The organism is Bacteroides salyersiae WAL 10018 = DSM 18765 = JCM 12988 (assembly GCF_000381365.1).
GTDB lineage: Bacteria > Bacteroidota > Bacteroidia > Bacteroidales > Bacteroidaceae > Bacteroides > Bacteroides salyersiae.
This window is the reverse complement of the sequence record NZ_KB905466.1, coordinates 665,002-687,198: the sequence shown is the minus strand read 5'-3', so window position 1 is coordinate 687,198 and position 22,197 is coordinate 665,002. Positions and strand designations below refer to the sequence as shown.

At 37.0% G+C, this 22,197-nt stretch carries 22 protein-coding genes and 1 pseudogene; 6 read left to right on the top strand and 17 right to left on the bottom strand.

What is annotated here, in order from left to right:
* The first annotated feature begins 24 nt into the window (after positions 1-24).
* Positions 25-675: an NAD(P)-dependent oxidoreductase gene (locus tag HMPREF1532_RS02790; RefSeq protein WP_005924487.1), complete on the top strand. Its 651-nt coding sequence runs from the start codon at positions 25-27 to the stop codon at positions 673-675.
* Here HMPREF1532_RS02790 and HMPREF1532_RS02785 read toward each other — a convergent pair.
* The 5 genes from HMPREF1532_RS02785 to HMPREF1532_RS02765 form a co-directional block, all read right to left on the bottom strand.
* The gene (locus HMPREF1532_RS02785; protein ID WP_005924485.1) at positions 659-1,186 is read right to left on the bottom strand and encodes a 3'-5' exonuclease; all 528 of its coding nucleotides are present in this window, start codon (positions 1,184-1,186) and stop codon (positions 659-661) included. The two genes, HMPREF1532_RS02790 and HMPREF1532_RS02785, sit on opposite strands and share 17 nt — an antisense overlap.
* Positions 1,186-2,064 carry a nucleoside phosphorylase gene (locus HMPREF1532_RS02780; RefSeq protein ID WP_005924483.1) on the bottom strand — a complete coding sequence of 293 codons (879 nt, stop codon included), beginning with the start codon at positions 2,062-2,064 and terminating at the stop codon, positions 1,186-1,188. Before HMPREF1532_RS02780 ends, HMPREF1532_RS02785 begins: the two co-directional genes overlap by 1 nt.
* 287 nt (positions 2,065-2,351) lie before the next feature.
* Positions 2,352-3,353 (bottom strand): flotillin-like protein FloA, encoded by a 1,002-nt coding sequence (gene floA / locus HMPREF1532_RS02775; protein WP_005924481.1) that lies wholly within the window; start codon positions 3,351-3,353, stop codon positions 2,352-2,354.
* 24 nt (positions 3,354-3,377) lie between these two features.
* Positions 3,378-3,848 carry an NfeD family protein gene (locus tag HMPREF1532_RS02770; protein WP_005924479.1) on the bottom strand — a complete coding sequence of 157 codons (471 nt, stop codon included), beginning with the start codon at positions 3,846-3,848 and terminating at the stop codon, positions 3,378-3,380.
* A gap of 7 nt (positions 3,849-3,855) precedes the next feature.
* Positions 3,856-5,286, bottom strand: coding sequence for a tetratricopeptide repeat protein (locus HMPREF1532_RS02765; protein WP_005924477.1), 1,431 nt, complete (start codon positions 5,284-5,286; stop codon positions 3,856-3,858).
* A 218-nt stretch (positions 5,287-5,504) separates the two neighbouring features.
* On the opposite strand from HMPREF1532_RS02765, the gene HMPREF1532_RS02760 reads away from it, so the two are divergent.
* The 3 genes from HMPREF1532_RS02760 to HMPREF1532_RS02750 are packed head-to-tail and all read left to right on the top strand — an operon-like array spanning position 5,505 to position 6,887.
* Positions 5,505-6,251 carry a PP-loop family protein gene (locus HMPREF1532_RS02760; RefSeq protein WP_005924476.1) on the top strand — a complete coding sequence of 249 codons (747 nt, stop codon included), beginning with the start codon at positions 5,505-5,507 and terminating at the stop codon, positions 6,249-6,251.
* 23 nt (positions 6,252-6,274) lie between these two features.
* Positions 6,275-6,481 (top strand): DMT family protein, encoded by a 207-nt coding sequence (locus tag HMPREF1532_RS02755; RefSeq protein WP_005924474.1) that lies wholly within the window; start codon positions 6,275-6,277, stop codon positions 6,479-6,481.
* Between the two features lie 34 nt (positions 6,482-6,515).
* Positions 6,516-6,887, top strand: coding sequence for a DMT family protein (locus tag HMPREF1532_RS02750; protein WP_005924473.1), 372 nt, complete (start codon positions 6,516-6,518; stop codon positions 6,885-6,887).
* A 64-nt stretch (positions 6,888-6,951) separates the two neighbouring features.
* Here the strand turns inward: HMPREF1532_RS02750 and HMPREF1532_RS02745 are convergent, their stop codons facing one another.
* The 3 genes from HMPREF1532_RS02745 to HMPREF1532_RS02735 form a co-directional block, all read right to left on the bottom strand.
* Complete coding sequence (locus tag HMPREF1532_RS02745; protein WP_005924472.1) at positions 6,952-8,163, bottom strand: hypothetical protein; 1,212 nt, start codon at positions 8,161-8,163, stop codon at positions 6,952-6,954.
* A gap of 5 nt (positions 8,164-8,168) precedes the next feature.
* Positions 8,169-8,831 carry a hypothetical protein gene (locus HMPREF1532_RS02740; RefSeq protein WP_005924471.1) on the bottom strand — a complete coding sequence of 221 codons (663 nt, stop codon included), beginning with the start codon at positions 8,829-8,831 and terminating at the stop codon, positions 8,169-8,171.
* Positions 8,832-9,581: 750 nt separating this feature from the next.
* Entirely contained in the window at positions 9,582-10,169 is a 588-nt protein-coding gene (locus HMPREF1532_RS02735) for a tyrosine-type recombinase/integrase (RefSeq protein ID WP_005924469.1), read from the bottom strand.
* 157 nt (positions 10,170-10,326) lie between these two features.
* Here HMPREF1532_RS02735 and HMPREF1532_RS02730 point away from each other — a divergent pair, with 157 nt between their 5' ends.
* On the top strand, positions 10,327-11,253 hold the full coding sequence (locus HMPREF1532_RS02730) for a hypothetical protein (RefSeq protein WP_005924467.1): 927 nt from the start codon (positions 10,327-10,329) through the stop codon (positions 11,251-11,253).
* Positions 11,254-11,278: 25 nt separating this feature from the next.
* Here the strand turns inward: HMPREF1532_RS02730 and HMPREF1532_RS21685 are convergent, their stop codons facing one another.
* From HMPREF1532_RS21685 to HMPREF1532_RS02690, 8 genes are all read right to left on the bottom strand, one after another.
* Positions 11,279-11,554, bottom strand: a complete 276-nt coding sequence (locus HMPREF1532_RS21685) for a hypothetical protein (protein WP_081623156.1) — start codon at positions 11,552-11,554, stop codon at positions 11,279-11,281.
* Between the two features lie 84 nt (positions 11,555-11,638).
* Positions 11,639-12,658, bottom strand: a complete 1,020-nt coding sequence (locus tag HMPREF1532_RS02720) for a DUF3871 family protein (protein WP_005924465.1) — start codon at positions 12,656-12,658, stop codon at positions 11,639-11,641.
* 310 nt (positions 12,659-12,968) lie between these two features.
* Positions 12,969-14,822, bottom strand: a complete 1,854-nt coding sequence (locus tag HMPREF1532_RS02715; RefSeq protein ID WP_005924463.1) for an AAA family ATPase — start codon at positions 14,820-14,822, stop codon at positions 12,969-12,971.
* 103 nt (positions 14,823-14,925) lie between these two features.
* Positions 14,926-15,741, bottom strand: a complete 816-nt coding sequence (locus tag HMPREF1532_RS02710; RefSeq protein ID WP_005924460.1) for a hypothetical protein — start codon at positions 15,739-15,741, stop codon at positions 14,926-14,928.
* A 322-nt stretch (positions 15,742-16,063) separates the two neighbouring features.
* Entirely contained in the window at positions 16,064-16,237 is a 174-nt protein-coding gene (locus HMPREF1532_RS21465) for a hypothetical protein (protein WP_167556077.1), read from the bottom strand.
* A 544-nt stretch (positions 16,238-16,781) separates the two neighbouring features.
* Entirely contained in the window at positions 16,782-17,690 is a 909-nt protein-coding gene (locus tag HMPREF1532_RS02700) for a hypothetical protein (protein WP_005924455.1), read from the bottom strand.
* 260 nt (positions 17,691-17,950) lie between these two features.
* Complete coding sequence (locus tag HMPREF1532_RS02695; RefSeq protein WP_005924449.1) at positions 17,951-18,805, bottom strand: hypothetical protein; 855 nt, start codon at positions 18,803-18,805, stop codon at positions 17,951-17,953.
* Between the two features lie 48 nt (positions 18,806-18,853).
* A complete protein-coding gene (locus tag HMPREF1532_RS02690; RefSeq protein WP_005924447.1) occupies positions 18,854-20,668 on the bottom strand; it encodes a recombinase family protein in 1,815 nt (604 codons plus the stop codon).
* Positions 20,669-20,738: 70 nt separating this feature from the next.
* Here HMPREF1532_RS02690 and HMPREF1532_RS02685 point away from each other — a divergent pair.
* Positions 20,739-20,954, top strand: a pseudogene (locus tag HMPREF1532_RS02685) (DMT family protein); the annotation flags it as partial.
* A gap of 219 nt (positions 20,955-21,173) precedes the next feature.
* Here HMPREF1532_RS02685 and HMPREF1532_RS02680 read toward each other — a convergent pair.
* Positions 21,174-22,184, bottom strand: a complete 1,011-nt coding sequence (locus tag HMPREF1532_RS02680) for an FAD:protein FMN transferase (protein WP_005924444.1) — start codon at positions 22,182-22,184, stop codon at positions 21,174-21,176.
* Positions 22,185-22,197: the final 13 nt, after the last annotated feature.

The following is a 22,197-nucleotide window of genomic DNA, read 5'->3' as shown; positions in this document are numbered from 1 at the left end:
ATTGAACATTAAAACAAATTGGATATGAAAAAGGTAGTATTAATAGGAGCGAGTGGCTTCGTGGGGTCGGCTATTCTGAATGAAGCTTTAAACCGTGAAATTCAAGTTACGGCAGTGGTTCGCCATCCGGAGAAGATCAAGATACAAAATGAAAATCTGATCATAAAGAAAGCGGATGTTTCTTCCTTGGATGAGGTAGCCGAAGTATGTAAAGGAGCCGATGCGGTGATCAGTGCATTCAATCCCGGATGGGATAATCCGGATATATACGATGAAACGATTAAGGTTTATCTGACAATAATGGACGGAGTGAAGAAATCCGGAGTCAGCCGTTTCCTGATGGTCGGCGGTGCCGGGTCTTTGTTTATAGCTCCGGGCATACGTTTGGTAGATTCCGGTGAGGTACCCGAAAAACTATTACCCGGAGTCAAGGCATTAAGTGATTTTTATTTTCATTTCTTGAAAAAAGAAAAAGAAATCGATTGGGTGTTTTTCTCACCGGCTGCCGATATGGTTCCCGGAGTACGTACCGGCAGATATCGTTTAGGAAAAGATGATATGGTGGTAGACGTAGCAGGTAACAGCCATATTTCCGTACAGGATTATGCGGCTGCCATGATTGACGAGTTTGAAAAACCTGCCCATCATCAAGAACGATTTACCATAGGGTATTAGCCGGACAGTAGCGTTCCAGAAAATTAAGGTATAATTTGGCACATCCGCGAGCATCGGACAGGGCTTCGTGATGTGTAAGTTCGATACCTTGTCGTTCGCAACAGGCACTCAGATTTGCCGGTTTATAGCCTAAAGAACGGTAAATGCGTAAAGTACATTCCCAACGTTCCGCAAGCAGCAATTCATCGTAATCAAGTTGATACATACGCATCGTGCGCTGCAATACATTACGGTCGAATTGTTCATTGTGGGCAACCACTGTCATTCCTTGCAACCGTTTTTTCACTTCGGGATAAATGGCATGAAACCCTGGCAATGATTCGGTCATATCCGGGGTAATGCCATGTACGAGGATATTTGAACGCCAATATTCGTTTTCCGGCGGTTGGATGAGACTGTAATATTCGTCTGTTATGATACCGTCGGTCACGGTGACGATACCTACCGAACAAGCACTCTCCATGTAGCCTGTAGCTGTTTCGAAGTCGATGGCGACAAAAGATAAATTCATCAGATTCTATCGAGAACGGTTTTAATCAAAGTATCGATGGTATTCTTATAACCGGTGTTCGCTTCTTTAATCAAACGATTGGCTATTACCATGCACACAGTCATAGCCTTGTGTCCCATCAATCTGCCCAGTCCTGCAAGAGCGGAGCTCTCCATTTCGAAATTCGTAATTTTGAAGCCGTTGTATTCAAACTTCTCAATCTTGTCGTTTTGATTGGGATCAGCCAACGGTACACGCAGTTCACGTCCCTGTGGACCGAAGAACCCTCCCGCAGCGATAGTCACACCACGTACCATATCTTCTTTTGCAATCCGGTCAATCAACTCGGCATTGGCATCAATCACATAAGGGGCGGGGGCGCACATGTTGCCCGACCATCCCATATGGTTCAGGAAAGCTCGTTCGAAAGCAAGGTCACAAACAGCGTTACGTCCGGCATAGAAGTTCAGCAATCCGTCAAATCCGATTGATTTTTGTGAGCAGACGAAAGTACCGACCGGAGTATTGGGCTGTAATCCCCCGCAAGTGCCGATGCGCACTAATTCCAATGAGCGAAGGTGTTCTTTCTCTTCACGAGTTTGAAAATCGATATTGGCCAATGCGTCCAATTCGTTCATGACGATGTCGATATTGTCGCAACCGATACCGGTAGAGACAACCGTAATACGCTTGCCTTTATAGGTTCCTGTGACCGTTTTAAATTCGCGGCTTTCTACCTCGAATTCTTTATTCTCAAAATGAGAAGCTACGAGTGCCACACGTCCGGGATCACCCACTAAAATGACTTTGTCGGCCAGTTGTTCCGGTTTCACGTGGAGATGGAATACAGATCCGTCTTCATTGATGATCAACTCCGAGGAAGGAAAATACTTTTTCATGTTTATAAGGATTAAGTTTTAAACAAGTTCTCTATAAAAATAACACAGAGCTCCACAAAGTGTTTATTAAAAATGAAAACCTTCGAGCCTGCTTACATTTTCCCCTAAAAAGTTTTATCAGTTTATTTTAAGCTCATTTTCGGTCTGTTTTCCTGCTTTCATTCGTCAGATAGCCCGCTATCCTCCTTTAAAAACAGAAAAACATCCTCAAAAATAACTTTTAAAATAATGCTGAGTAAAATTTAAACAGGTTCTTATGAAACTCTGCATCATTTTGTGGCGATGGATTAATCACCAAGCGGCATGTTCGTATTTCCACCGATCGGTTTTGCTATATTTTCGCGCATGGAAGTATCGGCTTGAATATTTTTTATCTTGTAATAATCCATAATACCTAAGTTGCCGCTACGGAAAGCTTCTGCGATTGCTTTAGGAATTTCCGCTTCTGCCTGAATCACATTAGCCCGTGCTTCTTCTGCTTTTGCTTTCATTTCCTGTTCGGTGGCTACCGCCATTGCGCGGCGTTCCTCCGCTTTGGCTTGTGCAATGTTTTTATCGGCATTGGCTTGGTCTATCTGAAGGGCGGCACCGATGTTTTTACCTATATCGATATCGGCGATATCGATAGACAGGATTTCAAAAGCCGTTCCTGCATCGAGTCCTTTGCGTAACACCAGTTTGGAAATGGAGTCCGGATTCTCAAGAACCGATTTGTGGTTTTCGGAAGAACCGATAGAAGACACAATACCTTCGCCTACACGGGCCAGAATCGTATCTTCGCCCGCACCACCTACTAACTGGCGGATATTGGCACGTACCGTTACACGGGCTTTGGCTATCAACTGGATGCCGTCTTTGGCAACGGCAGTTACAGGGGGTGTGTCGATCACTTTCGGATTAACAGACATCTGTACAGCTTCGAATACGTCACGTCCTGCCAAGTCAATGGCAGTTGCCATCTGGAACGGAAGTTCTATATTGGCTTTTGAGGCAGATACGAGCGCATGTACTACCCGTTCTACATGTCCTCCGGCCAAGTAATGTGCTTCGAGTTCGTCACGGGTGATTTTGTTTAATCCGGCTTTGTGGGCTTCGATCATGCCCGGCACAATGATATACGGCGGAACATTACGGATACGCATGAGGAAAAGTTGTACCAATGAGATGTTTACTCCTGATACTTTGGCCGATAGCCAAAGGAAAAAAGGCACATAATGAAAAAAGAGAACCAGGAGAATAATACCTCCCGCTATCAGTAAGATAGTCAGATACATGGGTTCGATATTCATGATGAGTTTTGAATTAAGTGAATATTATGGTTTTTGTTTTTCTACAAAGATAGTGCCGTCAGCGATACGGTTAACGATAATCGGAGTCTTCTCGTCCAGCAATCCTTCTGTCGATTTTACTTCTATGATGTTACCTTCAATTTCGGCATAACCGATTTGTGCCAGGCGGGTGGTGGTTATACCCATATCGCCTACTTTGATTTTATTTGCGGCACTGTTGTCTATTTTGGAAGTTATATCTTTCTTTAGAGCCAGCTTGTCCAGTGTTTTTGAACGCATGAAACCGACCAGTGAGCCGACGCAGGCCACACCCGATACGACCAATGTGATAAATCCTGCCCCCGTACCGAGATTGGCAAATGCATAATAGTTGGCAAAAATAATACATCCCAGTGCTGCGATCCCTGCAAAGCTGATTCCCGGAATAACGAATAACTCCACCAGAAACAGTATAACTGCAGCGATGATGAGTACAATGATTATCAGTACGTCCATAGTTTTGTTATTTTTTATATTGTATTTCTGTATTGCGGATGATGATAGCCTCTTCATCAAGTTCACGGGACATTTGTCTTACCCGTTTTTCAAGATCGAGGATAGAGGGAGCTATTTTAGCTTTTTCTTCTTTATTGGCACGTGCATACCACTGCCGTTGGTTGTCCAGCTTATTTTCTTGCTGGCGATAATCTTTTTCTTTTGTCTGATATCTTTTGAAGAGATCTTTCGCTTGTGGAGATTTGAAATCATCCAGGTGATAGTACGTTGCATGATCATCGATCACAAATTCAAAATCAGCTACAAACTGTTCCTGAGGCTTATGATTGATGGCATCTTCCAGCCTTTTCCGGGCGCTATCCACTTCCTTTTGATCTTTCCAGGTTGTTTTCAGCGAATGAAGTTGGGCAAGGGCTACTATTTGCTTCGGGTCCATTGCTTCGTAATTATATACTTGCTTGGATTCGTTCGGAATAAAAACATAGATGCAGACTTTCCCCTCCGGTTGATAGCGGTCTGAGGCAAACCAACCTAAATTGTTGTATTCATCGATCACATACATATAATCATTGTATGGAGAATTGAAAGGCATACCCACATTTTCCGGTCTCATGTACGTATCGGTGGCCGTGTTATAACGTGTTACGAAGATATCATATCCACCGATGGAGCTTTCTCCGTCCGAAGCGTAATAAATGGTTACTCCATCTGTCAAGACGTATGGATAGTTTGTATTTCCCGAAGCGTTTATGCTACTTGGAAGTTCCCATCCCTTGCTCCATTCATCGAGCATTTTATTTTTAGAAAAAATATTGAGCAAACCGTTCTTATCCTTTTCGCTATAATATATCTTGTTGGCGAGTTCGGTTTCATACACAGTTCCCGGATGGTCTCCTTCTGTTTTGAAGAATTTATTATACGTGAACAACTTTCCTGATTCTTCGCTTATTTTATAAGTATCGAGAAAGTTCGCTTTATCTACAACAAAACTGTCGATGATGCATACCTCTTCCACACCTTTCAACATACGGAGATTGGCTTTGGCCTTGTCCAATAACTTCTCGGCTTCTTCGGTCGGTTTTTTCTTTTTGGTAAGATCTTCTATGTAAGCTTCGTAATTTTTAACGGCGTCTTCAAAGCGATACAGGTCATTGTAAGTTTCTGCCAAGTACAATTGTCCGCTGGGAATGCGCTTCTTGACGGCTGTTTCTAAATATTTCACGGCTTCCTGCGGTTCTCCTGTCTTCAGGCAGCAGACACCGTACCACAAATTATAATTGCCGTTAGCCGGTTGAGATTTTACGTATTTCTTGAAAACAGGCTTGGCCTCGCTGTATTGTTTTTTGTTGAACATGACTTTAGCCTGCTCCAGTGTTTGTGCAGAAATGCCTATCAGTACAAAGCAGAATAAAAAGAATAAGATATGTTTTTTCTTCATTGTCTTTTAAGTTACAAGTTACGAACAAAGGAAGACCGATAATGAGTCCGTTGCTCTTTTGCAAAACTACTTGCTACCAAGGGTTTGTGACTTGTAGCAATTCAGAAGTTCAAAAATACAAATTAATCGGGAATATTCTCTGTTTTACTGTTATTCTATTATGTTAATTCTTCTTTAAATCATTCTTTTCGCTTACTTTTGCAGCCGATTTTATAAATATGGCAAAGTTTACAGAAGAAGAACAGACCTTGCGCGGCATTGAGCGGCGGTTTAATAAGGGAGTGGTGCAGTATGGGCTGATAGAAGAAGGTGATAAAATCCTAATCGGTCTTTCGGGCGGAAAGGATTCACTGGCCTTAGTCGAGTTATTGGGAAAGCGGGCGAAAATATTCAAACCCCGATTTTCGGTCGTAGCCGTACATGTAGTAATGAAAAATATTCCTTATCAGAGCGATTTGGAATATCTGAAAGCACATACCGAGGCTTTCGGAGTGCCTTTGGTGGTGTATGAGACCTCTTTCGATCCAACTACCGACACTCGTAAGTCGCCTTGTTTTCTTTGCTCCTGGAATAGACGGAAAGCTCTTTTTACGGTTGCCAAAGAGCAGGGATGCAACAAAATAGCATTAGGACATCATATGGATGATATCCTTGAAACATTATTGATGAATATAACTTTTCAAGGTGCTTTCTCTACGATGCCTCCTAAGTTGGCAATGAAAAAGTTCGATATGACCATCATCCGTCCGATGTGTCTGGTACACGAAAAAGACCTGACAGAGCTTGCTGCGTTACATGAATATCGGAAGCAGGTGAAAAACTGCCCTTATGAATCCCAGTCGAGTCGCAGTGATATGAAAGGTATTTTGCAACAGCTTGAAGCGATGAATCCCGAAGCACGTTATAGCTTGTGGGGAAGTATGACAAATGTACAGGAAGAGTTATTACCCGATAAAATAGATTAGGTTATATTAAAAGCAGAAAAAATATGATGAAAGGTATTTATGCTGTTTCGTTGTTGATTGTTTCGAATATATTCATGACGTTTGCATGGTATGGGCACTTAAAATTGCAGGAGACTAAAGTGATAAGCAATTGGCCGTTGTATGGCGTTATATTGTTTTCCTGGCTGATTGCTCTTGCCGAGTATAATAAAATAGAAAAACCCAACTGGGAATTTAACACTTTACGTTGATATATATAATAATGTATAGTAGAATTAGAATAATATGAAAGCTCTCTACACAATTTTATTGCTTATAGTATCGAATGTCTTCATGACTTTTGCTTGGTATGGTCATTTAAAGATGAAACAGGAATATTCTTGGTTTGCTACTCTTCCATTGATAGGGGTAATAGCCTTTAGTTGGTCAATTGCTTTTCTTGAGTATTCTTGTCAAATTCCAGCGAATCGCATTGGATATATTGGTAATGGAGGACCATTTTCCTTGATGCAGTTGAAGGTTCTTCAAGAAGTAATAACTCTTATTATATTCACAGTTTTTACAACTGTATTCTTTAAAGGTGAAGCTTTGCACTGGAATCATGTAGCTGCCTTTGTTTGCTTAATATTGGCTGTCTATTTTGTATTTATGAAATAGTTATAGAAGAGAGTAGCATAAGAGTTTCCTCAAATGCTGCTCACTTTTAGTATGAATAAGTCCTTTATTCCACTCTCTGATAAGAGTACTTCTGACCTGTGGGGGTAACTCCATCAGCTTCCAATTCCTGCACTGATAAGGTCATTGAATTAAGTAACAGGATATCATTGATAATCCATTCATCTTCATCACTGTACATTTCATAGAGTTTCTTACCGTCTATCTTGTACTTGCCCACTTCGTTATAAGAGCCATCTTCTGTACTTGTGTATTCAAATGTACCATCATTCTTATAAGTTACATGGGTGGCAACAGCATTACCACTTGTCATCTTCCATTTACCTATAATGAGGGAAGCATAATCATCCTGTCCTTTGATTGTACCATTATCAGTATCTACTTCAAATGTTACATTCTTCTTAGCCCCATCATAATGTGTAATATTGACATTGAACTTCCAAACTGGCGTAGATTTATCTTCTACACTGACCTCAATCTTGGCATCAGCAGGTTCATCGTTAAGCTGTGGTACTTGGATATGCCATAAATCCTCTCCCAATTTAAAACTTCTTTTACCCACGAAGAAGCCTTTATTATCTCTATGACTGTAGATTGCTTCTTCATAAGATAAAAGTTCAGAAGTATAGAGAGTTCCTACATTATTGGAAAATCCAAAACCTTTCTCTGCTACATAGATAGTATCTCCAGACAGCGAGTAGCAACATCTGTTGTTTATGATAGAGTTTTCGTACCATAAGCCTATGCCGAAACCACCCTCTTTAATTTGAACTTCTTTAGTTTGTGAACTCTGTTTGAAAAGTAAGGCATAGTAGCTATAGTCTTTTCCAAAGCTGTAACTTAATGATGCGACAAAGTCTTGATTGAATGGCATTACTTGTAACAGAGTTATCTGTTGAATCGTAACATCTTCATATTCTCCATAGCCTTTGTAAATTCTGCGATTCCTGTTAAATGGCAACTCGTCAGTCCAATTAATAATAGGTGATTTGTTCTCTACGTTGAATGATGCAAGCCATAGCTTATCATCCTTTAGTCCAGAGAAGTTTGCTTGACCTAAATTGATAATAGTATTATTTCCATGTTCAAACAGACTTAGCAATTCGATATTCTTATAGTCTGTAATTCCATATTCCAAGCACATTTGTTCTACATTGGTTAAAGGTGGATTTACCTCCAATTCATCGTCCCCACAGGAACAAACTCCCATGCTTAATGCAACCAATAGTGAGGTTGCCAATAATCTAATTGATTTCATTGTTATTATATTGATTTCATTGTTCTAATCATGCCTCTATCTATAGCGTCATAAATTCTGCGTGTTTCATATTTAGGGCAACAATTATATTCACCCCCTTCAGACAGGTATTCAATATATGCTATGCCCCAATATATTTGTAGATATTTATAAAACTCGAATGAGCATTCAACTTTAAGATTTCTAATTTCACTCTTAGTATCTCCTTTCTTAGTGGTTTGAACATATAATGTACCCTCTTCTGGAAAATATTCTATTTTATATCTACAATATTCTCCCACATGATTAGCTATAGGGACATAAGTTCTAGGTGGCTCATCAAAAGATTTAATGATTAAGCATCCATCTTCATCAATAACAGGTGGGTATGCTTTTTGAAATATGTTACATAAAGTCTTGAAGGAATCAGATAATAAGTAATCTACTTCATCTTGAGATATGCAAAAGTCTGTACATTGACTCATGCAGTTATATAAGAATCTAAGTTTATCCCATTCTTTTAGAATATATTTTTCTTCTCGTTCTTTCTTACTTATTCTGCCTTTAGTAGTGTATTCGATATATGGTAACTTAAAGGATTTCTCTAAGAATGATGAAGGCATATATAATCTACACCCTGTATCATAGCATAGAGGACTTTTGGCACTTAAACTATTAACTAATTCCATAATAATGATATTATGCCTACCTGTTCCCTATGGATAAGCTATTTAAAATAAAAAAGGTGTGGGAACTATATATGTTTTACCCTACTGACTGGCTTCTCGCATTGCCTTTGGAGTGGATAAAACAATAGCCCCACACCAGTTTGAGATATAGAAACCTTATAAAAGGTAGGTATATAACAAATGATGTGGGTGCTATTGCTACCATCTTCACTCCATTTCAAATTTTGCGAGAATTTGTCAGTAGAAGATAATTTCAATAACACCTTTCGTTAAATATGTCCTTCCAACTCCCTATCTCATTAGTTCATTGGAATTGGTGCAAAGATAACAAAAGGTTTTAAATCAATCAGCATGGAGTGAAGATTAATAGTAATTATTGTGTTACTAAACAGGGAATTAATAGGGTATTTAAGCAGAGTTGCATCTGAACTCTGTAAATCCATGTGGGTATCAAATTCACTTCTCCCTATATAAAGACTGAATTCTGAATATTCTAACCTGCCTTGAATTACTATCTTTAAGTCAGCATATTGTTGGATATTCAAGAAGTGCTACCTGTGGCTTAACTAATAAGAGTTGAAATCGTTCTAAACTCTGTAAATTAATGGAATTGACTTACTTCTATAAGGCTGAAATGCCAAACTACCAAGATTGGACTTTAGATGTATCTAAGCTCAATATTTCATGGATTGGGGACAGAACCATTCAGACCACCATATAAGGTGAATCTTAATAATCCTGTCCCAATTATCAGAAGCTCAAACAGTCATAAGTCTGCAATATTTCCTCCTGTCTTAACCCCAAGTATCTTTTAGTAATGGCAACAGAACTATGGTTGAATAGTTCCATCAGCTTTACTAAGGCAAGTTCAGCATTATCACTGTTCATGTTATAGACCTGCCTACCAAAAGTCTTTCTAAGTGAATGGCAGCTAAAGTTCTTAATCTTTAACTTGTACTTCTTCTTCACCTCTTTAAGAATGATGTTAATTCTCTGAACTGTGAAGATAGTGCCTTTCTGACTTATAAGAATTGGTGCATTGATTCCAACTGGATTTATATGCTCGTAGCACTCTTTAATGTGCTGTTGTAATTGTGGGTTCAGTCTGATAGTTCTTACCTTGCCTGTCTTCTTCTCAATTACTGTAAACTCGTCAGTACCTAATATCTGGTTCCACCTTAGAGATAGAATATCAGATATTCTTAATCCTGTGAAGCATCCCAAAGCTATAAGAAGTGAGATTTTATAATTCTCGTCTTTGGCTAACTTCCTTATGAGGTTCATTGCATCAGACCAAACAAGATAGTCTGCCGTTGTGCTTGAATATTTAAGTGACATAATGTTCTGTTTTATAATGAAATAAATAGAAGTGAATATTAATTCTGAGTTGGATTTACTAACTCATTGATTACTAAAGGAACATTCACTAATTATCAAAGTGAATATTTTGTTTATTGTATTCAAACGATTATCTTTGGATATAAATTAATTAATTATGAGAATTTCTTATCCAGAAGCAGAAAGAATGGGATGGAATTATGAGGATGTCTATTTATTTGCATTCTCAGAATTAGACTATTTGACTACTGAATTACAAAAGTTGTATAATAATGATGGAATTAATGATATTCCCAGCTATGTATTGCGACTTGTAAAAAAAATGTTAGAAACATGGGAGTCTATATTCCTTATTTATTCACATAACCATGATTATGTATCAGCTTGTACCTTATGTAGAAATATTATTGATAATTTAGCCACTATCTATCATGTATATATGAACTCCAACGAAGATGAAAAGGTGTTCAAACATTATTTATATGTTTTGGATGGAATTCTTTGTAGATATAAGGATTATCCAGATTATAATCAAATAGTTAATAATGGACGAATTAAAGAAGATGAGTTTATAGCATTAGTAACCCAAGTAAGAGATACTAATAAATCTGATATGATTGCAAAGGAATTCATAATTAAAGAATTAAAAAGAAGCCCACTCTATAATAATAATAAAATTGTTAATCAGATTATTGAGAATGCAAATTGGAAATATAAGAGTTTAAAACCTCTTCTTAACCCCAAAGAGAAAAATCAATTTACTTGGAACTCTTTATATAAAATGGTCGATTCAAATCCCTCTTTCTCAACTTATGCAAGTTATTTATCAGTGTTTGTACATGGCTTAAGTATAAGTAATTGTGACTTGGACAAGAGCGAGGAGTTGTTTGAACCTATATTAAGTTTATCTATTGTTAATTTAAATTCAACATTGGTAGCAATTAAAGAAATCTATAAAAACGAGATAAAACGATATAATATAGATTTTAAGAAATCTTCAACCGCTAAGACCTTACTTTGTTCTGTAAGTGATGAATATTTGCAAGGACTAATAGAACAATGCCAGAAAGAACACTTAAAATAATGTTCTTTCTTTTTGCATTAATTCTTTAAAATGGTCTGTCACCATATTCATAAACAAGAATTGAGTTACAAACTCTGTCGTAGAATGAGAACCCGCAACAAGTATGGAAGTAACTTTCATAAACTGCTGCATATTCACCATGCTGTTTGCTGTTCCTATCTAAAAATGAATCAAACTTGTGCAGCCAATATTTAAGTGCTTGCAAGCGTTTGATGTATTGTAGGTTGTTCTCACAGTAGCATAGTCTTTCTTGTAAAGAGGTGATATGATTGATAGCATTTTCAATTTTAGATTTATTCATGATTGTAATATTTGATGATTGATAAAATGAAGAAAGGACAACTAATTGAACAGCTGCCCTTTCCTCTCTCAATCAACAATCCACTCAGCCCAAGAACCAAGCGTATTCACTATCTCCTAATTTAGCACGTTGAATGCCTTGTACAAACTCTGTGCAGTTAAGATTCCTTTCCAAGAAGTTATCTATGTAACTTGACTTTACAGAACCATTGAGCAGGTTTAAGAGCTGCCAGCCTGTAATGCTATCCCCTGTACTCTTGAAGTTTGCATCAGAAACGAATGCCCTGCAAGCCGCATTAATCTGACTGTCTCCTAACAATAGACGAGGTAAGCGTTTCTGTTGGTTGGGTGTAAGAGCTTGATATAATCTCATCCTGCCTATTATCTGACAGAACTCGCTTGTGGAGATTGACATCTGCCCAAGTGTTCTTAATAGATGCAGGTCTTTGGATGGGTTGTAAGCATGGAACAGATTCAATGCTGCTGCATATAGTTCTTGCGTGCTTAGAACTTCTACCTTATCCTGTAAGCCATCAGTGGTGAGCATAAGATTACTGCAAACTCTATTTCTAAAGCCTATGAAGATTTTAAATCTCTCAACAGACTTCTTACTGTATAGGTTAATCTCGTTATATGCTCTCACTCCACCAATGGATAAAGCTAAACGATTACCGTATTCATCGTGTACAATGGATGGAATTTCAAAGCAGAAGCACATTCTCTGATAGAACAAAGTTTTCTCTTCGTCTGTCAGTTCAGAAGCCTTCTTACCTAATGCACTTGGTATTCTACCATTGATAGGATGTGAGATTCTTATCTCTGGCATATCAAACTGTTCTCCATGAAAGTAATCCTTAGCTGCATCCACTACTGCACCTATAAAGGATTGGTGACTAATGGTTTCTTCCATTGATGCAAAACTTGGAATGATGCAGTCTTGTTGTAGATGCTGCAAGGTTACTTCCTGTGTATTGGCTTCAATGAAATGATTTACTCTTTTGGGTGCTGCAACTTCTTCCACAATAATTGCTTCTTCTGCAAACTCACCCATGTTTAATGATTCTCTACGCTGTGCCATAGCTGGCATAATTACTAAATCTCTCATAATGAAATTGAATTAAATGGTTATTGATTGAATGGATTTAACAAGAACAAACCTAAAACACAAGTGAATTACTTCGTTTGCATCTTAGGCTGTTCTATGTCTTTCCCTAAAGATTCTTTCAAAGGGAATGAGGAGCATTAGTAAATTATTGGTAGGCTGTGGCAATAGTACATCGTGCCCCCTCTCAGATTAAAAAGAATGCTTATTTCTGTCAGCAGTCAGACTGCATTGTTAAAGCATTCTTTTTTATTTAAGAGCTATAAGGGGGTGTTTATGTGGGTAGGGGTGTCTCGCTTGTGGTTCTGTTAGATTAATTTTGGATATTGTCATTAAAGAATGAATCGTACTTTTCATTACCTATATTGAGAATGAATAAATTAACTTGTGCCCTTGTTATCGCAGTATATATAAGCTCAACAGATTCAAAATCTTGTATAGAATCACTTTTATGTGGCTCAATGATTAAAAAGATTGTGTGTGATTCCCAGCCCTTAAAGCTGTGTATAGAAGATAGCTTTACAGTTCCTGTTTTTATTGAGAAGTGATTTCTTCTGTATCGTCTGATTGTATTTATCCTCTCTTCAAAGTTGTTTTTAGATTTGGTCTCTAATTCGCTTTTATCATATTCTTCTTTAGTTTCAAATGTAGTGGTTGTATTCTCTTTTAATTGAGTTCTTATAGAGTATTCTATTTCTCTTAAAATATCAGCAGTACCAGATAGAATAGTAATGTCTGCTGGGTTAAGGCAATATTTCTTACAAGTCCCTTTATAGATATTGAATATCCTTTCTGTGCTGGCTTTCGCTCCAATATTGGCATATTTAATATTCCTTTGTTCAAAATCAAGCATAGGGTTATCTAACACAACCATATTGTCAATGGTGTATTTATTCTCTAAGAAATGGTGCTGGAACTTCATCGCTAACTTCCCTATTTCACTTGTGAATCTTTTGGAAGCGTTGAGAGACTTGTTCCAGTTTCCTGCGATTGTTTTAATTATTGGTTCTTTGTTCTCATCTAACGGTCTTCTGTAAATATTTTGTTTCTCATCTCCAAACACAACAAATTCACTATCCTCGTATAAGAAATATTTGGTAATTATTTCCAGCCATTCAGTTTGGTAGTCTTGTACCTCATCTATGAATATAGCCTTGTACTTCTTAATGTGATTCTTTACAGGCTCAAAGAAATTAATATCCGTATAAGATTTTAATCCTTTTATGGGTAGGTTATAGTTGTTTGCTTCTGATTTAATAAACTGATGATAGTTGGTGATATAGAATTTCTCCCAAGGATAACTCTCTCTTACATCATTGATTTTGTCGCGAATGTAATTCTTAAGGGATAGATTAAATGTTAGAATTAATATTTCACTATTAGTTCTTAGATATGCATTGACAGCTCTCTTTGCAAGGACAAGAGTTTTACCACTTCCTGCAATCCCTTTTATTTTACGTCTGGGTCTGCTTTCACTTCTAATAAGTTCTGCTTGTGCTTTAGTGTACTTAATATCAATCCCTTCTTCTAATTGATGAAAAGGTGGCTTGAGGTAGCGTTTGAAATTATTGTAAATATCTTCATCAAATAAGAAAGAAGGTTGTTCTATTCTTATCTTGCTGAAATATTCTTCTAAGTTTTGCAGTGTAAGAGAATCATATCCCCAATATTGTATATATTTTATGTCTTTTAAAAATTTGGTCTTATTATCTTCCTTGGATATATTCTCATGTATAAACTTCTCAATATTATCTTGGGACATCTTATGGAAGTAAACAAGTGTATATATAATATTTGAATAGTACCACTTATTCATTTTCTTCTCTAAGAAAGTACTTATGTGTAATGAGACAAGATTCTCTTTATAGTAATTTATTTGAGAGAAAGGTGATTGAACCTTTGTTGAAGTTGAATTATTCCACCAATCCAAATCATCATTAATAGCATAGTCAGTTAAATCCCAATCATTTACAGATATGATTATAGCTCCACATCCCTTTTTAAGAATAACAATATTGGGTCTGTCACCATTTATGAAAGGATGGTAATATATCTCGAACTCCATATTTAGATTCTTTTGTAAAAAGTCTAATAGGATTAGTTCTCCTTCTGTTGCTGGTTGGCGGAGATGCTGGATTGTATAGAAGTCAGGATAAATTTGTGCCATTGAATTGATGTATAAGGTTATATTGCAAATATATAACTAATATGCCTTTAAAAGAAAGAACTCTAAATCTTTTTAGTAGTCTGGAGCTTTTATTGCCATATCTTTATAAGGTTAAATCTGGCAGTTCTTCCTTGTCTTTTACCTCCTGCTTTCTGCCTACCAACCCACTTGATAATGATTTCATAAGAGCGTGCATATCCTTTACTTCCTCAAAATTATTCTCCTTGTACTTCTTGTAAATCATGCACTCCCTTGAAATGGGGTTTCCTCTGCTCTCATTAAATGCTATCATGTGTTCAAAGTCTGCTTTCACTTCCTCCACATATTTATCTTTGGGTAGGTCTATAAGCAAACCTTTAGCCTTTAAAATGATTGAATCTCCAACTTCATCCAATAAGTCCATCTCCCTTAGTTGGTCTATGTAGCTGGAGATAGTGCCATGTCCCATGTGGATTAGTTCTTTCAGTATTCTTACAGATAAGGTAATAGTATGACTGTATGGCTCTGCTGCACTGAACAGTTTAAGTATAAATCCTCTGAGCTTTAAATCCAGAGTATTGTTGTATGAATCGTAAAACTCCCTGTTAATTCTTCTGTAATGTCCAAAGCTGACAGGAAAGAATATATAATCAGTCCAAGTCCTATCTTTCTTACCACTGTCCTTATCCTGTATGCTGACTTCTCCTGTGGCTCTTAACTTGTCATTGAATGATTTGGAACTCTTACCACCTTTATAGTTGGCAGGTTTATCACCAACGAATGATGCAAGTTGGTCTATTGTAGTGTCAGTGGTCAATGTATATTTGTCTGCTGTCAATAGTAACACATATGTCCTGTAAACATCAGCACAACCTAACTTCTGAATCAGATTGTTGCTCATTACTGTATATTCCTTGAATGGTAATTTCTCGTAACTCATAAGGCAATCGCTCAATATGTTTAATTAAAATGATTTGGTTGGTCTTTAATAAGAATCTCACTTTAGAGGAACTTAACCTGTTGGATTTTCTAAGTTCGCTCAGCTTGTTATAGAAATGATTGTTATAAATCCACATATCATTGATTTTAGTCACTCCCAGCTTACAGATTACCTTTGCGGTGTCCGTAAGGACATTGCATGGGTCTTATTGGAATGTAGCGTAGGAGTGTAGAGAGGGGGTGTTTAGACACGCAGTAAAAAGTGAATAAGCACACCCCAAAGATTTAACAATATGAATCTCTCTGCTTCAATTTTTATCTTGTCAATAAGCCAATTTTTGCAATGGGATATAATAGGTAGTAACCTTTCCATTCTTCTTTCTCCTTGTCTTTAGATAGTTATTAAAATTAGCCCATAATCCAATATGAACCTTATTATCTTTTATTCCCTGTTTAAGAGCCTTAGCCCTTATCTGCTCATAGGTAAATTCTTCCATTTTGGTATTCTGAATAGTTTGTAGTCCGTCAATCTGTGTGGTGGGATTATCTGTCTGTGCTACTGTAAAAGTAGTAATTCCACAAGTGGGGAACTAATGATAAGACCACAATTCAGAAGTATTAAGTAGGCAGGGAAACCTCTCACATTTCCCTGCTCCTTGTCAATCCTCCTTGTTATGTTCAAAACATAGGACTAAGTGTATAATTCCATTCTCATTCTTGAAAGCTATTCTTGGATTATTAACTTCCTTATATGTAATGGAAGTTATAATAATGGGGAACAGTTCATTTTCATTATAAAGTTTGAGGCTATTTGCAATATATTCATTAGAACTATATTCTGGGAGAATGAAACTGAACAAGTAGAGCTTGACATCATTGTATTGCTGCATTTTAGCTCTTAGTATTTCTTGCTTAGCAATTATTGCTTCGTAGATAGTGCTTAAATATAAACTGGATTGTATGATATATGGGTTCATTGTTTTATTATTTAGTTGGTTAAGAATAAAGCCCACCTGTCACATGGGCTTTATTGTTAGTTGGTTATGCAGTTTCTACAGACTTGTTGTTACTCTCATTCATATATTGGAACCATTTTTCAAAATTCTTGTAATATTGTTTGGCTTCTGCACTACCGTCTGGCTTCTGACTACCAAACCACACATCTTTGCTAATCATGGCGATTAACTGCTGGAGTTGGCTAATCTCTGGTTTGTATTCATTGTAGAACAGCTTAAATCCTTTTGCTAATCTTCCATTATCGTATGTAGATTCAGAGATTTTACTGCTTTTAAAAGCCTTTAGAACTTTATCGCCTAACTCTTGGGTGGTTGCATTTAACTTTAAAGATTTGGGTAGTCTATTTATGCCCAATTTAAGGTCTTTGGCGACATTAGCTTTAACCTCTGGTTGCCCTAATGTATAAAAGCTATAGATTACGTCAGACTTCAATCCTGTTTCTTGAATTTGTGCTTCAATATAATCAATTCTCTCGTCTCCTGTTTGGAACTTTGATTTGCTAAAGTCTTTGTAATTCCAAGGTCTGCCGTTATTGATAGAGGCTGTAAATAATGCCAAACTCATATTCTCTGGTTTCTTAATGGTTTCAGTCATTTCTTCTTCATTAAAATCAATATAGCCTTCTACCTCCAGTATGAACATGGCTATCATCCTGTGTTGTCCATCCACTGGGGCTTTAGCTGCTGCTCTTTCAGTGGCATCTGTAACCTCTTCTGTATTCAGCATCCAGTTGTCTATTGAAAGAGGTTTGGCATTGGACTTAGGAACAATGGAAACCTTTAATAATTTCTCTCCTGTTAAATCCTCGCTGCCAACTAACTTAATCTTACCCATTGCAGCATTAAAGCCATATTTCTCAATCATTGAATAGCACTTCTTTACATTCTCTGCTACGATTTCACGATTGCTGCCATAAAAATAAATAGTCATCATATCTTCTTTGCAGTTTTTAGACTGGTGCGCTCCAGCTTTTGTTAATTTTGATATTGCAAAGCTACTGGCTTCTGGGCTGATTAAAAGAGAGAAATTAATGAGTGGTTTTATTTCCCCTCTAAATTGGTAGCTCGTCCGCTATCGTTTTGACGATGCAAAGATGGGATATAATGGTAGGATTAAAAGAGAGAAAAAAAGTCCTGCTTTTATGTACCCTCTTAATGGTACGGAGCAGGACTTGATTGGTTATCAGTGTGTTATTAGAAGTATATGCTATTCACAGTATTAATTCTCTTGTCTTTATATTGCTTGATGTAGCCTTTTAGGACATCTTCATCATCTGAGAATTTACTATGTTTAGATAGCTTGGTGAAGTAGATAAGCCTTGATATGAGCAATGTCTTACTGAGTGATATGGTGCCTCCTTTCTTTTGTCTGACATTAAACTGCTTATTGTATGGGGATAAATTGAAGAAGTCATTGAACATCTTATAGAACAGCCATATCTGAACGGATTCCTTTTCTTCTGCATGGGTGTCCATGCTGACTTGTTGGCTCTGCATCCAAGGATGTTCCTCTATCTCCTTTAGGTTATTGATGATGGTAGTAGCCAAGTAGCCTATGGCATTGGCATTGTCAATTACTATCTGATGCTTGCCTTCAACCTTTACAGAGACTGTAATAGGCTTCTTAAAACTTACTCCAAATTGATTAATCTCCTTATGGTTGTCAGCTATGGCTTTGGCAAATTTGGTAAGCTGTTCTATTCCAATGCCTGTTGCTTTCATTCCATCTAAGCACGTTCCACAAGTATAGTCAAAGATGAATAGAAGCAGAAACCAAAACTTATCTATATCAACACCCAAGCCTTTCAGCGTATTTTGTATGTCCTCATTGGCTATATAATCTTCGTATGTGAAGTTACCATATAGTTTATTCTGATTGTATCTTCTTATGAATAAGGGCAAGGCGGTTGTACCATAAATATATTGTTCTCCTGTTTCATGGTCTATATCATAATCTGGTACATAAAGTACTGCTACCTCCTCCATGTATTCAAGTAACTCTATGCCTTTAGGGAAATAAGTTTCTTCAAGTCTTTCAATTGGTCTCATATCTTTGCTTATATGGTTTGGAAGCAAAGATAATTAAAAAGGATGAAGTTATTCCTTTTTTAATGGTCTGAGCCTACCATCCAACCCTGCTTTATGTAGTTCTTCTAAATATCTTTCTCTATAACTAAGGTCAAGATGCAAGGCTCTTTCTTTTGCAAGGTCTGATTTAAGATATTCTTGTAAAGTCATAGTCTTTGTTTTCCTAATCATTTCTATGCTAAAGTTCTTCATATCACTGGACTTTAAAGTATCATAGTTCGCTGTTATAATTCCTTTTTCATCAATCGTCCAGTTGTCTAATAGGAGAGAAGCCATTGCAATGCTTCTGACTTTCGTGATAGCTATATAGAATTTAATTCCATTAAGGAACTGTACAATATAATATCCCTGCATAGTAGTGACAGGAATATAATTCACTCTCTCCAAATATTTATGATATAGTTCTCCTTGTTCTTCGATGCTGAGGTTTTGAAGCTTCTCTTTACCATTATTATCTTTAATCCTTTCGATGTCTGCTATCTTTTTACTTTGTGATTTTTTATATCTTATAATTTCTTTATTAATAGATTTTATCTTCTCATCTAACTGGTTCTGTTTCTCTTGGATAATGTTTAAAAGGGTAGGATTGGTGGTTAGTAGAAACTTGTTGGCATTTTCTTGACTTTCATTAGATAAGTTCTCTTTATCAAGATATAGGGTAGATAAACGTTTCTCAATTCCAGCTATTTCCTCTTGTAGCTCTGTAACTCTATTGTCTGTTTGGTTCCTAAAGAAGTTGATATATTCTGCTGTGTGCATAGATTTGAAAAGACTATATAATATTTCATTCGTAAGGTCGTAAGAAACTTCATCAATATTATATTTACAGAAGTCTGGATGAGATTTCCTATCAACACAGCTACATCTATATGTTAGTTTTGAAATTCCTGCTGCTGGCTTTTTGTCTTTTACAGTCATGGCTCTCCCACATCTACATCTGATGATTCCTTTTAATGGATTATGATTGACTTTTCCAGTTGGAGTATTTTTATAGTTGTTTTTAATCAGTTCTTGTGCTTTCATAAAATCCTCTTCACTGATAATAGGTTTTATTCTAACCTCGATGGTATAAGGTTCTTCTCTACCTAATCTCTGTGTTCTTCTTCTGATTCCTCTATAAATATCACTATGGATATAGTTGCTTAGAATGGCAACAGTGCTGTAATATCCTCTAAAAGTAATATTCCTTTCATTGAAATATCTGGCTACTGCTCCCAGTGTCTTACCAGAGTTTACTAAAGCGAAGAGTCTTTTTATATTCTCTACTTCTTCTGGTACTTCTTCTAAAATATATTTAGGACGTTTCCCATTGGGGTTAGGAACTGCTTTATATCCATAAGGTATTTTTTGGTCTACAACTGCATAAGGATAAGCTTGGAAGAGAGCTTGCTTCCCATCTTGGTTCTTCTTTTTAATATCCAATCTTTCTTGTGCTGCTGCCCATGCTTTGATAGTGAGGATAAGTATTTCTGTAATGTCTAAAAGTTTATTAGCTTCATAAATTTTACTGGGACTATCTAAGAGTATTACAGATAATCCTTTATTAATAATCTGTTGAATGTTGTAAACTGTCTCTGTTACATCTTCTTGCCTGCTCAAACGTGATAACTCAGAGATTACTATCATGTCTGCATCTTTGTAGGTTTTACTTTGTAATTCGATATAACCTTTTCTGTCTGCAACCACACCAGATATTCCAAAGTCCTCAATAATTTCAATTAACTCATAATTGTTGTTCTCACAGAACTCCTTAATCTTTAGCTTTTGTCGAGATAAGTCTTGTTTTGTAGTAGAAACTCGTGCGTATCCTATAATTTTTATCATAATGTAATATGTTGATTATGAAGTAAATATAGGTATAAAATTTCACTTGGGCAAGTCTATTTAGTTAAGTGAGTATTCATGCCAAGTACCGGCCAACCGGCTCGGATTCAATGGAAACGGCGGTCCCTTTACGTTGATGCAGTTGAAAGTAATTCAAGAGGTGATTACACTGATTGTGTTTACTGTGTTTTCCACCTTATTGTTTAAAGGCGAATCTTTACACTGGAATCATCTTGCCGCTTTTCTTTGTTTGATTCTGGCTGTGTATTTTGTGTTTATGAAATGATTGATAATAGATTGATTATCAGAAGATAATAAAACGATTGGACAACGAATGCATAAGTCTGTATTTATCACCAAGATGAATGTACACTTATGCCATATAAAAGTATACACTTTCATCATATAATAGTATATACTTTTGTACGGCATGAGTCGGAGTTGCCAAAAGATATATTTATCAGATGCGCTCATTTAGTGAAAAAAAGATACTTTATGCCCCGAATTATTTAGCGGGCATATACTTTTTCATTCCGTCTGTAAAGAAAGTCTGGAATTTTCCGTTTTCGTCACTATAGATAAAATAAGCGTCTATTGCCGGATGTGCATTGGCAAAGGCGGATGCTTCTTCCAGCCCCATCACCATGAAAGCTGTAGCCAAGGCATCTGCTGTCATGCAATCTTCGGCAATGACGGTAGCGGAAAGGATATTGTGTTGTACCGGATATCCTGTTCGCGGATCAATGGTGTGTGCATACTTTTTTCCGTCTTTATAATAAAAATTACGGTAATTTCCCGATGTGGCAAGTCCTGCATCGCTTAGTTCAAGTATGGTTTGTATTTCCTGATTGACGGACAATGAGTCGTCTATCGGCTTATTGATACCGATGCGCCATAGCCCGTTGCGTGAATTTTTTCCTTTGGCAACAATTTCCCCACCGATATCTACCATATAATTCTGAATACCTTTTTTTTCAAGCAGGCGTGCTACGACATCTACCGAATAACCTTTAGCGACGGCACTGCAACTGAGCATGATACGCGGATCTTCTTTTACTACCCTGCCGTCAACCAGTTTTACCTTTTTATAATCGGTGATTTGCAGCAGGCTGTCTATTTTCATTGAATCCGGAAACTCTCCCTTTTTAAAACCGAATCCCCAGACATTTGCCAGAGGGGCGATTGTGATGTCGAAAGCGCCATTGGTTTCTTCCGATATCTCCATGGAACGATTGAAACAGGTTTGAAAAAAACTGTCTGTTACAATTTCTTCATTCCGGTTGATGCGTGAAATAATGGAAGTGTCATTGAAGGGTGAGAGTGAACCGTCGAACCGTTTTAATTCGGCTTCTATCTCCGATTTCAGATCGCCATCATATTGATAAGTGATGTTATAAATCGTTCCGAATACCAATCCGTTGATGCTGTGGTAAGGGACGTTGTTTTTACGAACCAATATCCAGATTGTTGCCAGCAGAAGAATGCCTAACCAGATAAAACTTTTTTTTGCTTTCATATCATTCTTTATT